Genomic DNA, 14,186 nt, shown 5'->3' with positions numbered 1-14,186 from the left:
CACCATTAGTGGCTTTGCAGCCCAGCTTTAATCCAGTTCGGGCCACCCTCAAAAATCACGTAGCCACCCCACTCAATATAGTCAGGCACCTACTTAATTCAAAAGTGGTCTGCCCTACACCAGAAAAGCGTCCTATCAGACCAGTCCATTTAGTCGCTATAACTAGTGCTCGTTTGTCATCTCTCCTTTTGGAAAGCGCAGAGCACTATGTCTACCTCTCGATCATCCTCATCCTATTTAGTCAGCGATCTGATCCCGCCTATCGTGGCCGGCCTCATCTCGGTCATCGTTAACTACGGTGGCACCTTTATTCTGGTTTTCCAGGCCGCCAAGGTCGCCGGGCTCAGCCCCGAGCTGACTGCGTCCTGGGTCTGGTCGATCTCGATTGGCGTCGGCGTTACCGGCCTGCTCTTGAGCTGGGTCTCGCGCGAGCCCATCATCACCGCCTGGTCGACCCCGGCCGCCGCCTTCCTGGTAACAGCGCTGGCCACCACGCCGTATGAAGAAGCCATCGGCGCCTACTTGATCTCGGCAGCAGCCTTCGTCGCCCTGGGGCTGTCCTCCTACTTCGAGCGCCTGATCCGCCTGATTCCCAACGGCATCGCCGCCGGCTTGCTGGCCGGGATTCTGCTGCAATTTGGCATTGGGGCATTTGGCAGCATGACACTGGACCCGAAACTGGCAGGCTTGCTGATTCTGGCCTACCTGATCATCAAACGCTTTTCCGCACGCTATGCTGTGGTGGGCATTCTGATCCTGGGCCTGAGCTTTTTGCTGTTGGAGCATCGCGTCGACCTCAGTGGCCTGAAACTGGAACTGGCCGCGCCGGTGTTCACCATGCCGGTGTTTACGCTCAATGCCCTGCTGAGCGTGGCCTTGCCTTTGTTTCTGATTACGCTAACTGGCCAATACATGCCAGGCATGCTGGTCCTGCGTAACGACGGTTTTCGTACCAGCGCCAACCCGATTGTGTGGGTAACCGGTCTGGGCTCGCTGATCATGGCTCCTTTTGGCTCTCACGCCATGAATGTAGCGGCCATTACCGCTGCCATTTGCACCGGGCCAGAAGCGCACCAGGATCCCTCCAAACGCTGGGTTGCCGGAATTGCAGCCGGCGTGTTCTACATTCTTGTCGGTGTTTTTGGCCTGACGCTGGCCGCCGTGTTCATGGCCTTCCCCGCAACCTTCATCACCACCCTGGCGGGCTTGGCGCTACTGGGAACCATTGGTGGCAGCCTGGCCGGCGCCATGGCAGACGTCAAATCGCGTGAAGCAGCCTTGATTACATTCCTGGCCTCGGCTGCCAATATCACGCTATTCGGGATTGGCGGGGCCTTCTGGGGACTGGTGATTGGTCTGTTGGCGTACTTTATTTTGAACGGGAAGTTGCCGCAGCGTAAAACCGAAAAACTAAGTAATGATGGACTGCCAGCAGCATCTGATGCCCGGTGATTAGTTGGAATAAATAGCAGACTAGGGCGGTAGTCCTAGCCTGCCATTGCTGCAGGGCCGCTACCAGCACTGGCCTTGCCACTAGATAGGCGATGGCCTACGACAAAAAGCTAGCTGGGCATCCGAAATTTAAACCTTTTCAGCGGCCTCTATCGCAGCAAACCTTATCTGCGCACGATACAAACCCAGAAGCTTTTCTCAACTGCTTACGACGCGCCACACTTAACGCCTAGCAAAAAGCACAGCCCATACTTTCTCTGAACTGCCTACTCGGCAGCAAACTGTAACGGTCAGACGTAGACATTGGTGTTTTCTTTCTAAGCTGCCTACTCGGCAGCAAACTAGCGTGAGACAAGTCCGTGCCTATTACTAATTTTCTAAGCTGCCTACTCGGCAGCAAACCGCTCAGGCCGGACGTTCTACTACTACGATGTTTTCTAAGCTGCCTACTCGGCAGCAAACAATCCTTCATGTAGGTTTCACGTTTGGCTCTTTTTCTAAGCTGCCTACTCGGCAGCAAACAATTACTTTCTTTGCAATGGGGGACATACGAATTTCTAAGCTGCCTACTCGGCAGCAAACCCAAATTTCCAAGCCCCCAGAATCAGCAGGATTTTCTAAGCTGCCTACTCGGCAGCAAACTAGAGCATTCATCCCTGAACGCCAATCAGGCTCTATCTTATGGCTTTTTTTGCGACTAAAACCCTTTTTTCACACCACCCCATAAGCATCTGATTTTAAACAAAATTTTAAATCATAGGAAAAAAGGGTTTCTGCAAAGAAAAGACCATCACCTCGAATTCGCTCATCAATTTTATTGTAAAAAACAGTCACACAAAAACAGCTAACAGTAGTCATAAACGGCAAATAACTCATTAATTAGCTCAAAACACCCTGAAAGAATTAATAGACACAATCTCCTGACTGCCTCTTCCCGGCTCAAGTGCTAGCCTGCGCTGGCTTTGATCTTCAGGAAACAGTGTCATGTTTGGCGATTTCAATCTTGCGTCTCCCTATCCGGCTTATGCCCGCCTTCGCCAGGGGCCACCTTTGGTGTGGGATGCGGATTTCTGTGGTGGGGCGTGGCTGGTCCACAGGCACGGCGATGTCCAAGCCGCCCTGCGGCATCCCGATTTAAGTGTGCGGCGTGTTGGTGGGTGGGTGTCTCAAGCAGTTGCTAACCCCTCCCCGCGTCTGCAAACCTTCAAGGGCTTGATGGCCAGGACACTGGTGTTTCTGGATCGTCCCCGTCACACCCGTGTCCGGCGAGTGGTGAATGCCGCCTTTAGCGCAAAGGCCTTGGACACCCTACACGGCACCATTGAAAAGCGCGTTGCGCAAATCCATCTTGGTTTGGAAGACAAGCTGCGGCATGGTCCTGCAGATCTGGTTGATGAGGTCTGTCGTCCGCTCCCCGCCTTGGTCATGATGGATGTACTCGGTTTGCAGCAGCTACCCTTATCTGTTTTTCAGGCCTGGTCAGAGCAACTGGCGCGTTTTATTGGACAAGCGACACCAGATCAGCCCTTGTTGATGGACACGCAGGACGCCTTGTTGGATATGGCCGACTTTCTGGGGAACAGCGCCAACCTACAAGAAGGTGGCTTGGCTTGGCGGCTTTTGCATGACGAGCAGCTCTCTCTTCAAGGCAGGCGCGAGCGTTTGGCGCAGTCCTGTATGTTGCTCTTTGCCGGCTATGAGACCTCCCGGCATCTGCTTAGCGCCCTGTTTCAAACACTGCTTGCCGCCCCCACAACGCTGCAGGACTTGCTATCGAATCCGCAGAAAATTCCTGCCGCGATCAAAGAGGTGCTGCGTCACGACAGCCCGATTCAGTACACGGCCAGACGTTTGATGCATGACCAGCACTGGCATGGTCAGCATTTGCGCAAAGGACAGTTGCTGCTTTTGCTCTTGGGCGCTGCCAACCGCGATCCGGCGGTGTTTACCAATCCTGACGATCTGGACTTCAGCCGCAACAATCAGGCCGAGCTATCCATGGGACACGGAATTCATCATTGCCTGGGAGCCGGTTTGGTTCAGCTGGAAGCCAAGCTCGTACTTGACCAGTTCCTGCCTTTGCTCCCTCGCCTGCAATTGACGCAAGGTGAACGTATTCGGCTCCCCGCCTATCGGGGCTGGAACCGCTTGCCAGTTCAATACCGGGCGGCACAGTCATGAGTGCTTTTCTCGCTCATCTGGATCAACAACTGGAGACTTTGAAGACCAGGAAACTGTGGCGGCAAAGAGCAATCAGCCGCCCCTTGCCGAACGCCCATATCGAACGCAATGGCCAGGTCTTGCTGAATTTCGCCAGCAATGACTATCTGGGCCTTAGCCAACATCCACAACTCAAACTGCTGGAAGCACAAGACGTCGCCGGGGCGACGGCATCCCCGCTGATTTGTGGGCATCATGCGCTGGCTCAAGCACTGGAGCAGGAGCTGGCAGACTGGAGTGGCTTCGAGGCCAGCCGTCTTTTTGTCAGTGGCTATCAAGCTAGCTTGGGCGTGATTCCCACGCTGGTCGGCACGGGCGACACGATCTTTTGTGACAGGCTGAACCACGCCAGCCTGATTGATGCCAGCCGCCTATCCGGCGCTCGTTTACGTGTGTATCCCCATAGGGATATGACACGGCTGGATGATTTGCTCGGCAGGCCAGCGCCGGGCTTCAAGCTGGTGATCTCGGACAGCCTGTTCAGCATGGACGGCACGATTGCCCCGGTCGATGAGCTGATCGCCTTATGCGAACGCCACGATGCTTTGCTGTATCTGGACGATGCACATGGCCTGGGAATTTTGGGCGAAAACGGACGTGGAGCGCCTGAGCTATTCCAGCTTACGACCACGCAACGTCGGTGTCTGATTTACCTGGGGACTTTTGGCAAGGCGGCCGGTCAGGGTGGTGCATTTGTTGCCTGCTCCCACAAGCTGGCCGACTGGTTCACGCAATCCGCCCGCAGCTATGTGTACAGCACCGGCTTGGCCCCGGCGCATTGCGCGTCCTTGCTGGCCTGTCTACAACTGATCAAACAAGCCCAGCCCCAGCGGGCCCTGTTGAAAGAGCATATCCAGACGCTGCAAACCTTGAGCCAGGATCTGCCCTGGCGTCTGGCTCCCTCCGATACGCCCGTGCAAAGCCTGTTGATTGGCGAGGTAGAGCCTGCTTTGCAACTGGCCGAAACCCTCCTGCAAAAAGGTATTTGGGCACCGGCCATACGCCCGCCTACCGTTCCCCGCCATCAAGCCCGATTACGCATATCCCTGTCTGCCGCCCACCGGCAACAGGACATTGAAAAACTGGTCCAGGCACTACATGAAGCCACCCACTCTTTACGGTGATTTGCCATGAACTCAAACTCCTTTCCCCTTTTGGCCCAACGCAGCCTGCAAGCGGTCTGGCATCCTTGCACTCAGATGCAGCATCACGATCAAGGCGTGCCGCTACTGGCAATCAAACGCGCCCAAGGCGCCTGGCTTCATGATGCCAACGGCAACGCCTATCTGGACGCTATCAGCTCCTGGTGGGTGAATCTGTTTGGCCATAGCCACCCGCATCTGGTGCAAGCCATTAGCGATCAGGTTCAGCAACTGGATCACATCATGCTCTGCGGACTGACCCATGAGCCGGTTGTGCAGCTTTCCGAACGATTGGCCGCCTTGAGCAGCCATCGTTTAGGCCATGCTTTTTATGCCAGCGACGGTGCTTCCGCGGTAGAGATTGCCCTGAAGCTGAGCGTGCACTACTGGCGCAATCAAGGCCAGGAACACAAGCACCGCTTTGTAGGCATCGCACAGGGATACCACGGCGAAACAATAGGTGCCTTGGCCGTGACCGATGTGCCCTTGTTTCGGGAAAACTACGGCACACAGCTGGGCCAGCAATACACCGCAGCCAGCCCCGATCTGCGTCAAGCCACTAGCCCGGACGAACACAGGCAGGTCACCGAAAGCGCACTCCAATCGCTGGAGCAGATTCTGGATGGTCATCAGGACATTGCCGCCGTCATTCTGGAGCCGCTAGTGCAATGTGCGGCGGGCATGCACATGCATTCCCCCGACTATCTGCGCGGTGTGCGCGAGCTGTGCGACCGCTATCAGGTGCATTTGATTCTGGACGAGATTGCCGTGGGTTGCGGCCGTACCGGCACGTTCTTTGCCTGTGAGCAGGCCGGTATCTGGCCTGATCTGCTGTGTCTGTCCAAGGGAATTACGGGCGGCACGCTGCCCTTGTCCGTAGTGCTATCCAGCCCTACGATTTATCAAGGGTTTTATGACCAGGACTTGCGTCGGGGCTTTTTGCATTCCCATTCCTACACCGGCAATCCTTTGGCCTGCCGAGCCGCGCTGGCCACTCTGGACTTGTTCCAGCAATACCCCGTCTACGAGCTGCAAAAAACGCTCGGACAAGCACTCGATGAAGGTTTACATAGACTGAACCGGCAGTATCCCAAGGTGCAGCATCTGCGCCGCTGCGGGGTAATCTGGGCCTTTGATCTGGATACGGGCCCAGCTCGCTACGATCACCAGGGCTTTGCCCGGCGCTTTTACCGCTCTGCTTTGCAACAGGGACTGATGCTGCGCCCTATCGGCAATACGGTGTACCTGATGCCGGGCTATCTCTGGGGCACAAAAGAGGTGGAGCATTTGCTGAATGGTCTGGGTCGTCTGCTGAAGGAATACGCATGAGGGCCTGCTTTGTGACGGGCACCGATACGGAAATTGGCAAAACGCTGGTCAGCTCGGCGTTGCTCCACGTGCTGAACCAAAGCGGCGCAAGCACGCTAGGCATCAAACCCATTGCATCTGGAGCGGAAGAAATAAATGGCCGTCTACACAACGAGGATGTGAATGCCCTGGCGCGGCACTCCAGCCTGAACGCTGCCCCGGAAACGCTGACACCGTACCTGTTTAAACCGGCTGCGGCCCCTCATATTCTGGCTGAGCAAGCAGGCATCGAATTGGAACCGACCCTGATTCAAAAGACGGTTCAAGCAGCGGTGAAATCAGCGGACTATGTCGTCGTCGAAGGGGTGGGTGGCTTCATGCTGCCCTTGGGCCAAGGTCGGACAGGCGTCGATCTGGCGCAGGCTTTGCAGCTACCAGTGGTCTTGGTTGTTGGTTTACGTTTGGGGGCCTTGAATCATGCTTTGCTGACGGCTCAAGCCATACGCACCAGTGGTTTGCACTTGCTGGGCTGGGTCGCCAACCACATCGCCCCGGAGATGAGTTATGCCAAGGAGAACCTGCAAACGCTGCATGACTATCTGCCCGGCCCTTGTCTGGGTGTCATTCCAAGACTGAATGCCACCACACTGGATGATCGTATTCAGCAAGCGGCGCACTATCTACGTTCACCCTGGGAAGATAAAGACTAAGCGCTTTTTATGGAGCTTAAAGAAAGTAGCTGCCGACGCTACCTAGAAACGCCACGCCCAGCAGCAGACACACCGCGCCGCCCAAGGCAAAACGCAAAGCGGGGTTGGCAGACCAGACGTCCACGCAGCGATTTAGCACGCGTTGACGCCATGTTCCCTGCCCTGCTGCGGCTTGCCGGGATGTTGCACGCAAATTGGTCAGTTGCTCCTGGCTGATTCCATCCATCGCTTCCCACTCCAGCTTCCAACGCAAGAAAGCAGCCTGGTGCTGGGGATCAATGGACAGCCAGGCACGGAACGCGGACTGGCTGCGGGCATCGTTCCGGTGTTTGGGATCATGATGTTTAAGCAGCCAGCTCAAGGCCTGCTCATCAATGTGCTGCATGTGCTCGTCCTTAGACATACGAACCAGCCGGACGCGGCACGACCCCATCCACCCGATTGGCCTGTGCCGGATTGTGACGGCACGCCAGCATAGCCATGCGGATATAGTGCTCAACCACTCGGGGGCTGGTGCCCATGCGAGTCGCAATTTCTTTGTAGTTCAGCCCCTCGAAGCGATGCAGCACAAAAGCTTCGCGACGACGACGAGGCAAGGCCTCGATCATCGCCAACACACGAGCCCCCGGTTCTGAAGGAGCATGAACAGAGGCTTGTGAGCCACGCAGCATGCGCAGGCAAAAACGTAAACCGTTACGGTAAAACGATTTCAGCATGGGCCACTCCCTAAAACACACTAAATGATAATAGTTCCTATTATCTTTACTGTTTTGGAGAAAGTCCAGCCCTGCTCGATAAAGATTTACTCTGCTCAGAAAATAAAAGGTGCTCTCTCTCAAACCCCTGCCAGAAAAAGGCCTTGCGCCACTTTCAGGGGCAACAGCAATACAGACACTACCAACAAAGCCCAGCGTAGCCTGAAAAAAGTACTGCGTCCTTTCAGGAAAAGGCCGTCAAGTGCCTCTTCTTCTGTAAAGGGAAAACAAGCGCTAATCACCTTGACCTCATAGTATTCCTTGCCCCTGTTAGCTCTTCTTCGATAAGAGAAAAAGAGCAAGGTCACGCAGTACGGGGCAAAGACATAAAAAAAGCCCTGGCACGAAACCAGGGCTTTTTCCAGGCGACCCGCAGGCCAGCTTACAACAATCAGCTACCGGGGCGCAGATTGGTGGACAGCACATTAATAATGCGCTTGGCTGTCGCTGTCGTCTGTTCCTGGCCTTGCTGATCCAGCACCGTTACGCGAGTGCCTGCACCTTGAGCACTGAGCTTGATGCGGAACGGAGTGGCTTCGGCGGTGTTGCGGCTGCCGAAGAGGCGACCAATAATGTTTTGCTGTTCGATCTTCTCGCCGGTATCCGAATCCAGATAGCGGATAAAGAATTCACCAGCGGAACGATCACGATCTTCAACCGAGAAGCCGGCGGAGTCGATGGCCACGCCAACACGACGCCATGCACGATCAAAGGACTCGTTCAGCATCAATTCGGCCTGATCACCCTTGTCTGAGGTCTGGACTTGAACGCCAGCAGGATCCTTGGTGGCATTGGCCACTTGTTCACGTGCGGTTTCAATATCCGAGCCCAAAAACACCATCATGCGAGCCAGCATGGCGGCATTCAGACCGGGATCTTCTTTGGCAAACACCCACTTAAAGGCGGTGCCGTCTGCCGTCGGTGTCTCTTCCATATGCTGGTGAGACACATAGATTTCGGTCTTGTTGCCGACACGCTCAAAGCGGGTGCGGAAGCGGTCACGTTCGCCGCTGTCAAAGACCTGGTCGATGATGGAACCCAAGGCGCTGCGAATCCAGCTTTCTGGAATCTTGGCACGGTTTTCAGCCCAATCGGTCTGGATCAAACCAGCACGAGGATCTTGAGACTGAATGGTAAAACCATGATCACCCCAGAATTCGATAATACGGGGGAACAGGTCTTCCACGGGCCGGTCTACAACCAGCCAACGCAGATCACCGTCACGCATCACCTTGATGGCGTCGGACTGAGGCAGGATATCATCTGCCCCGCCTTTGAGTTGCTGCGCATTCTGGCCTTGCGAGTAGACCGAATAAGACGTAACACCTTCTGGCGCACGGTAATGTGCGTCGCGGTTAGCCTGGGTCAGATCCGGCGGAATGCTCAATGGATCGCCTGCAACCGTACTCTTGTAATTCACCGACTCGCCCTGACCCATTATCTGGTCCATTGTCGAGCAGCCCGACAGTACCAATAGGCTCAAAGACAGCCCTATCAGGCTTTTATTAACTGGCTTAGCAATCATGGAAGAAGATCCGCAAGTTTCAAGGATTGACGCAGCAATTCGTGATGCTGTGCACTTAACGGCGTCAATGGTAAACGATATCCCAGCTGAGTAAGGCCCATTTCTGCAACGGCCCATTTCACGGGAATGGGGTTAGCCTCAATAAACAGGTTCTTATTCAAACCTGCCAGATAGGCATTCAAACGGCGTACCGTCGGTACGTCCATATCCAGAGCAGCCTGACACAACTGGCTCATCAGGCGTGGGGCCACGTTGGCCGTCACGGAAATATTGCCTTTGGCGCCCAATAAGATATACGCAGCAGCGGTAGGATCATCACCGCTGACCACAATAAAGTCTTCCGGCGCATCGCGCAGCAGCAAGCCACCACGAGCCAAGTCGCCCGTTGCGTCCTTGATACCGATGATGTTGGGGATTTGAGCCAGACGCAGCACGGTATCGTTCTGCAAATCGGCGACCGTGCGGCCTGGCACGTTGTACAGAAACTGGGGCAGGCTCACCGCTTCGGCAATAGCGCGAAAGTGCTGGTACATGCCTTCCTGGGTGGGACGGTTGTAGTAAGGCACCACCGACAAGCCGGCATCTGCACCCACTTGCTGGGCGTGACGCGACAGCTCAATGGCCTCACGGGTGGAGTTGCCACCCACACCAGCAATCACCGGAACACGACCGGCGGCGTGCTCAACGGCAATCTTGATCAGTTCAGCGTGTTCATCAACCGACACCGTAGGCGATTCGCCCGAGGTCCCAACAACCACCAGCACACGCGTTCCTTCCTGAATGTGCCAGTCGATCAGCTTTCGGTAAGCGGCAAAATCCAGACCCCCATTGGGATCCATGGGTGTAACAAGGGCAACCATACTGCCCTGAAAATTGGAAATAGCAGAGTCCGAACTTGCCATGATGAGAAGAATCTCCGGGTTTAAGGCCCTATAGCCCAAAAAAAATATGACTCACAAGTTTAACGGATAAGCCGTTAAATCATAAGAACCATTTCAATATGCCTTCACCCAGTGCAATCAAAGGACTCATCAGGGTCCAGAGCACACCGGTAAACATCAGCAAGATCAGAATGATCATGCCATAAGGCTCGATACGAGAATAATGATAGGCCCAACGATTAGGCAATAGACTAAATACAATGCGCCCACCGTCCAAAGGCGGCAAAGGCAGTAGATTCAGTGCCATCAACACCAGGTTGACCTGTACGCCAGCCACTGCCATCCCCATCCAGAAGCGGCTGTCACCCTGCCCCAGCTTGACCATCAAATGGGCATAAAGGACCCACAAAATAGCCATCAGCATATTGGAGGCCGGGCCGGCCAAGGCAACCCAGAGCATGTCGCGTTTGGGATTGCGCAAACGTCCCCAATCCACTGGCACAGGTTTGGCCCAGCCAAACAAAATGCCCCCCATGCCCATCATGGCGCTGGAGAGCAACAGAACCGCAGGCACCACAATGGTGCCGATAGGGTCAATGTGGCGCAGTGGGTTCAGGCTGATACGACCGGCCAGCATCGCCGTGGGGTCGCCAAACATACGCGCGACGTAGCCATGGGCGGCTTCATGTAGCGTAATGCCGAAAATGACAGGCAAAGCATAGACCGTCAAGGTCTGTATAAAAGAGTCCATGGTGATCCTTGGGTCCGGGCCGCGGGGCTATCCACTCACAAAGGATAAGCCACCTACACGCGGCCCGTCTGATTGGGACAGCGAGTGCTGCCCCAAGGTTCAGAATTGAAACACGGATACGCACTTGGACGCGAGTTTTGTGTCAGTCAGGGATCAAGACAGGCCCAGCGTAGACGGATCACCCGACCCGCGACGTAACACTTCGGGCGTTGGGCCCGTCAAATCAATGACAGTAGTGGCCTGCAAGGGGCACGGTCCACCATCGACAACCGCCGCCAGTTGATGAGCATAACGGTCCAGAATTTCCTGGGCATCGTTCAAGGGCTCGTCTTCACCGTCGGGAATCAGGGTGGTGGAGATCAGGGGGCTGCCCACTTGCTCCATCAAAGCCAGGGCCACTTTCTGGTCGGGCACCCGAATACCAATGGTTTTGCGCGAAGGATGCGACACGCGGCGCGGCACTTCCTTGGTAGCTTCCAGAATAAAGGTCCACGGACCGGGGGTGGCCATTTTCAGCAGGCGATACTGCGGGTTGTCCACTTTGGCAAAGTGGCTGATCTCGGCCAGATCACGACACAGCAAGGTCAGATGATGACGGTCATCCAAGCCACGCAAACGACGCAGGTTGTCAGCGGCCGACTTGTCGTCCAGACGAGCGACAACGGCATAACTGGAATCGGTAGGAATGGCGAGCAGCCCTCCTTTAGCCAATAATTCGGCTGCTTGAGCCAATGCGCGGGGTTGGGGGTTTTCGGGATGAACGACGAATAATTGAGACATTTCGCGCTTCCTTGCTATTACGAGGGGAAATCATTAAACCTGAGCCACACCGTGACCGGCAAGACCGGAGCAGGACTCAGGGTCGGCGTATTCGTGCATGAGTGTTGCATTTTTTAAAAAAAGCATGCTAGAATACATTTTTTACTTCACAGCCCACCCTAAAAGTAGGCCTGAGGCAAAAAGCAGTAAACAGTGGTGACCGTAGCTCAGTTGGTAGAGTCCCGGATTGTGATTCCGGTTGTCGTGGGTTCGAGCCCCATCGGTCACCCCAGAATTTTTTAATTTTCATGTGTAAAAAAAAACTACCGGCATGTGAGAATTAGAGTAAAAACTCTCTTTTAGAGACAGAGACCGCTACTAGCGGTCTTTTTTCGTTTTCAATAGCAAGAACCAATATTACAGGGACTTGCTGACCCAAAATGCACCCTATACTATTATGACTAACTGGGTGTATTGGAGCAGTCGATTTAGCACCGTCTTCCAAAAAACTCGAAACCTCACCCCAAAAAGCTAGCATTGCCAACGCACTACCGTCTTGGTTGAGAGCATACCAGTCTGGCCTGCGAGCAACTTATGATTAGGAGCGCGTATGGCATACGACTACAGCAAAACGCTAAACCCTCAAAAAGCCCTTATTTGGCGTATTGTGCACCGAGACAACATACCGTGGATCCTTGGGAATAATTTACATTGCGGCAACAGCTCAGCACAAGCCACTAGCTGGGTAACCATCGGTAATACTGAGCTTATTGGTAAGCGTGGTGAGCGCGAGGTACCTATAGCCCCAGGTGGTGTTTTGAATGACTATATTCCATTCTATTTCACCCCCTTCTCACCAATGATGATAAATATTCATAGCGGAAGGGGTGGAGTTCAACGCCGACCCAATGAGGAAATCGTAATTCTTGTTTCCGACTTGCACCGCATCAGTGCACAAAGAATACCTTTCGTTTATACCGACAAGCATGCTTATTATGGATGGGCTAATTTTTATACTGACATTCAACACCTTCATAATATTGATTGGAAAATTCTACAAACCAGAGACTTTAGGCGAGACCCTAATGACTTAGAGAAGTTTGAACGCTATCAAGCAGAAGCTTTGATTCATCAAATGCTGCCAGTATCTGCATTATTGGGAATGATTTGCTATACAGACGATACTAAGACCACCATAGAAAGATGGCTTCAAAAGCAGAAAATTAACATACCAGTTCACACTCGACCAGGATGGTACTTCCAATGATTAACTACACCAAAGGCAATTTACTTACCGCCGATGTTGAGGCGTTAGTCAATACAGTTAATACTGTCGGCGTAATGGGAAAAGGTATTGCCCTAATGTTTAAAGAGCGTTTCCCTAAAAACATGGCTGAATATGCACTTGCATGTAAAGAAAACCGCGTCACAACAGGGAAAATGTTTATCACTAGAACTGGGGAACTGAGCGGCGTTAAGTGGATTGTTAACTTCCCAACTAAGCAACATTGGCGCGCCAAGTCAAAAATCGAGTGGATAATCGATGGTTTAAAGGATCTACGCCTGTTTATAGAACAGAATGACATTAAATCCATCGCTATCCCTCCTCTTGGGGCTGGTAATGGAGGGTTAGATTGGAATGATGTTAAACCCCTTATAGAAGAAGCCCTTGGTGACCTTCAAAACACTGAAATTCAGGTCTATGAACCAACGTCTAAATATCAAAATATCGCCAAAAACACAGGGGTAAAAAAACTAACGCCAGCAAGAGCAATGATTGCAGAGCTCATCCGCCGATACTGGATTCTTGGCATGGAATGCAGCCTGCTTGAAATTCAAAAACTATCCTGGTTCCTGCAGCGCGTTATCGAAGTTAACAATTTAAAAAATGAGCTCAATTTAAGATTTCAAGCCAAAAACTATGGCCCTTATGCTAGTAACTTGGGGCATCTATTAAATGCGCTTGATGGAAGCTACCTATCTTCTGACAAAAGGATTCCTGACTGCGACCCGCTTGATGTCATAGCTTTCAATGACCCACAAAAAGAATATATACAAGCCTACCTTGCAAGTGAAGGAAAAATCTATTTACCTGCAATAGAAAAAGCAAGTGAAATAATCAACGGATTTGAATCACCTTTTGGTATGGAGCTACTGTCTACTGTTGACTGGTTACTTAGCACGGGAAGCAGTGAACCATCTCTTGATTCGATTAAAGAAGGCATAAAAAACTGGCCTGCGGGTGAACGATGGGCTCAGCGAAAACTAGCCATTTTCAATGATGAAAGTTTAAGCCTTGCTTTAAAACATATTACCTCAACTAGCTTTCGATACAATTGAGTCATATAAAACCCATAGTTCTAATTGTCATTCTTACGCATATAATTCGTTGACTTTAAACAAGCCTTAGAATCGTATTTCATATAGACCGGAGTCGCAGTTTTCGTGGACTCAAATCCCATCGACCACCCCTATATTTACTGAGTTTCACCTTTGTCATATTTCTTAAAACAATGACAAACCCAAGCACGCCAAAAAATTAAGAGCCCGCAAACAAGCAGGCTCTTTTGCGTTTTCTTCTCTTACGAGTTTGGCACATTGGCTCCGCCCTGCATGCGTGCGAACTCTGTTCGGATGTGAACCCCTACCCCCACCCACCCTTCTGTCTAGGACGCTGCTGTTT

13 protein-coding genes, 1 tRNA gene and 1 CRISPR repeat array are annotated in these 14,186 nt (G+C 53.0%); of the genes, 8 read left to right on the top strand and 6 right to left on the bottom strand.

The annotated features are described in order from the left end of the window. The first annotated feature begins 207 nt into the window (after positions 1–207). The 5 genes from LNA76_RS11580 to bioD all read left to right on the top strand — a co-directional run bounded on the left by LNA76_RS11580 (position 208) and on the right by bioD (position 6,832). Positions 208–1,452: a benzoate/H(+) symporter BenE family transporter gene (locus LNA76_RS11580; RefSeq protein WP_230019108.1), complete on the top strand. Its 1,245-nt coding sequence runs from the start codon at positions 208–210 to the stop codon at positions 1,450–1,452. A 254-nt stretch (positions 1,453–1,706) separates the two neighbouring features. Beyond that, a CRISPR array of direct repeats spans positions 1,707–2,094; the repeat unit is 28 nt; unit sequence TTTCTAAGCTGCCTACTCGGCAGCAAAC. A gap of 342 nt (positions 2,095–2,436) precedes the next feature. Next, positions 2,437–3,633 carry a cytochrome P450 gene (locus LNA76_RS11575; protein WP_230019107.1) on the top strand — a complete coding sequence of 399 codons (1,197 nt, stop codon included), beginning with the start codon at positions 2,437–2,439 and terminating at the stop codon, positions 3,631–3,633. After that, positions 3,630–4,796: an aminotransferase class I/II-fold pyridoxal phosphate-dependent enzyme gene (locus LNA76_RS11570; RefSeq protein WP_230019106.1), complete on the top strand. Its 1,167-nt coding sequence runs from the start codon at positions 3,630–3,632 to the stop codon at positions 4,794–4,796. The genes LNA76_RS11575 and LNA76_RS11570 overlap by 4 nt, the downstream gene beginning before the upstream one ends. A gap of 6 nt (positions 4,797–4,802) precedes the next feature. Further along, positions 4,803–6,143 carry an adenosylmethionine--8-amino-7-oxononanoate transaminase gene (gene bioA / locus LNA76_RS11565; RefSeq protein WP_230019105.1) on the top strand — a complete coding sequence of 447 codons (1,341 nt, stop codon included), beginning with the start codon at positions 4,803–4,805 and terminating at the stop codon, positions 6,141–6,143. Beyond that, positions 6,140–6,832 (top strand): dethiobiotin synthase, encoded by a 693-nt coding sequence (gene bioD, locus LNA76_RS11560; protein WP_094195866.1) that lies wholly within the window; start codon positions 6,140–6,142, stop codon positions 6,830–6,832. The genes bioA and bioD overlap by 4 nt, the downstream gene beginning before the upstream one ends. A gap of 16 nt (positions 6,833–6,848) precedes the next feature. Here bioD and LNA76_RS11555 read toward each other — a convergent pair whose 3' ends face one another. From LNA76_RS11555 to LNA76_RS11530, 6 genes are all read right to left on the bottom strand, one after another. Continuing rightward, positions 6,849–7,217 carry a FecR/PupR family sigma factor regulator gene (locus tag LNA76_RS11555; RefSeq protein ID WP_159086133.1) on the bottom strand — a complete coding sequence of 123 codons (369 nt, stop codon included), beginning with the start codon at positions 7,215–7,217 and terminating at the stop codon, positions 6,849–6,851. A 10-nt stretch (positions 7,218–7,227) separates the two neighbouring features. Continuing rightward, positions 7,228–7,548 carry a sigma factor-like helix-turn-helix DNA-binding protein gene (locus LNA76_RS11550; RefSeq protein WP_108727977.1) on the bottom strand — a complete coding sequence of 107 codons (321 nt, stop codon included), beginning with the start codon at positions 7,546–7,548 and terminating at the stop codon, positions 7,228–7,230. A 430-nt stretch (positions 7,549–7,978) separates the two neighbouring features. Continuing rightward, positions 7,979–9,112 carry an outer membrane protein assembly factor BamC gene (gene bamC, locus LNA76_RS11545; RefSeq protein ID WP_094195863.1) on the bottom strand — a complete coding sequence of 378 codons (1,134 nt, stop codon included), beginning with the start codon at positions 9,110–9,112 and terminating at the stop codon, positions 7,979–7,981. Continuing rightward, a complete protein-coding gene (dapA, locus tag LNA76_RS11540; protein WP_108727978.1) occupies positions 9,109–10,014 on the bottom strand; it encodes a 4-hydroxy-tetrahydrodipicolinate synthase in 906 nt (301 codons plus the stop codon). The genes bamC and dapA overlap by 4 nt, the downstream gene beginning before the upstream one ends. A 79-nt stretch (positions 10,015–10,093) precedes the next feature. Further along, complete coding sequence (locus LNA76_RS11535; protein WP_094195861.1) at positions 10,094–10,744, bottom strand: site-2 protease family protein; 651 nt, start codon at positions 10,742–10,744, stop codon at positions 10,094–10,096. Positions 10,745–10,897: 153 nt separating this feature from the next. Continuing rightward, positions 10,898–11,524: an L-threonylcarbamoyladenylate synthase gene (locus LNA76_RS11530; protein WP_094195860.1), complete on the bottom strand. Its 627-nt coding sequence runs from the start codon at positions 11,522–11,524 to the stop codon at positions 10,898–10,900. Between the two features lie 195 nt (positions 11,525–11,719). Between LNA76_RS11530 and LNA76_RS11525 the strand changes: the two genes are divergently transcribed. From LNA76_RS11525 to darG, 3 genes are all read left to right on the top strand, one after another. After that, a tRNA-His gene (locus LNA76_RS11525) sits at positions 11,720–11,795 on the top strand. A gap of 318 nt (positions 11,796–12,113) precedes the next feature. Continuing rightward, positions 12,114–12,770: a type II toxin-antitoxin system toxin DNA ADP-ribosyl transferase DarT gene (darT, locus tag LNA76_RS11520; protein ID WP_230019104.1), complete on the top strand. Its 657-nt coding sequence runs from the start codon at positions 12,114–12,116 to the stop codon at positions 12,768–12,770. Continuing rightward, positions 12,767–13,843: a type II toxin-antitoxin system antitoxin DNA ADP-ribosyl glycohydrolase DarG gene (darG, locus tag LNA76_RS11515; protein ID WP_230019103.1), complete on the top strand. Its 1,077-nt coding sequence runs from the start codon at positions 12,767–12,769 to the stop codon at positions 13,841–13,843. Before darT ends, darG begins: the two co-directional genes overlap by 4 nt. The last annotated feature ends 343 nt before the right edge of the window (positions 13,844–14,186 follow it).

It is taken from the genome of Alcaligenes sp. MMA, assembly GCF_020907215.1.
GTDB lineage: Bacteria > Pseudomonadota > Gammaproteobacteria > Burkholderiales > Burkholderiaceae_B > Alcaligenes > Alcaligenes aquatilis.
The sequence above is the reverse complement of the archived record's forward strand: the minus strand, read 5'-3'. Positions and strand labels throughout refer to the sequence as shown.

Coding starts and splice junctions, on each gene's coding strand:
- LNA76_RS11535 (WP_094195861.1), bottom strand. CDS start 10,744: ATGGACTCTTTTATACAGACCTTGACGGTCTATGCTTTGCCTGTCATT.
- LNA76_RS11575 (WP_230019107.1), top strand. CDS start 2,437: ATGTTTGGCGATTTCAATCTTGCGTCTCCCTATCCGGCTTATGCCCGC.
- bamC (WP_094195863.1), bottom strand. CDS start 9,112: ATGATTGCTAAGCCAGTTAATAAAAGCCTGATAGGGCTGTCTTTGAGC.
- dapA (WP_108727978.1), bottom strand. CDS start 10,014: ATGGCAAGTTCGGACTCTGCTATTTCCAATTTTCAGGGCAGTATGGTT.
- darG (WP_230019103.1), top strand. CDS start 12,767: ATGATTAACTACACCAAAGGCAATTTACTTACCGCCGATGTTGAGGCG.
- bioA (WP_230019105.1), top strand. CDS start 4,803: ATGAACTCAAACTCCTTTCCCCTTTTGGCCCAACGCAGCCTGCAAGCG.
- LNA76_RS11580 (WP_230019108.1), top strand. CDS start 208: ATGTCTACCTCTCGATCATCCTCATCCTATTTAGTCAGCGATCTGATC.
- LNA76_RS11555 (WP_159086133.1), bottom strand. CDS start 7,217: ATGCAGCACATTGATGAGCAGGCCTTGAGCTGGCTGCTTAAACATCAT.
- bioD (WP_094195866.1), top strand. CDS start 6,140: ATGAGGGCCTGCTTTGTGACGGGCACCGATACGGAAATTGGCAAAACG.
- darT (WP_230019104.1), top strand. CDS start 12,114: ATGGCATACGACTACAGCAAAACGCTAAACCCTCAAAAAGCCCTTATT.
- LNA76_RS11530 (WP_094195860.1), bottom strand. CDS start 11,524: ATGTCTCAATTATTCGTCGTTCATCCCGAAAACCCCCAACCCCGCGCA.
- LNA76_RS11570 (WP_230019106.1), top strand. CDS start 3,630: ATGAGTGCTTTTCTCGCTCATCTGGATCAACAACTGGAGACTTTGAAG.
- LNA76_RS11550 (WP_108727977.1), bottom strand. CDS start 7,548: ATGCTGAAATCGTTTTACCGTAACGGTTTACGTTTTTGCCTGCGCATG.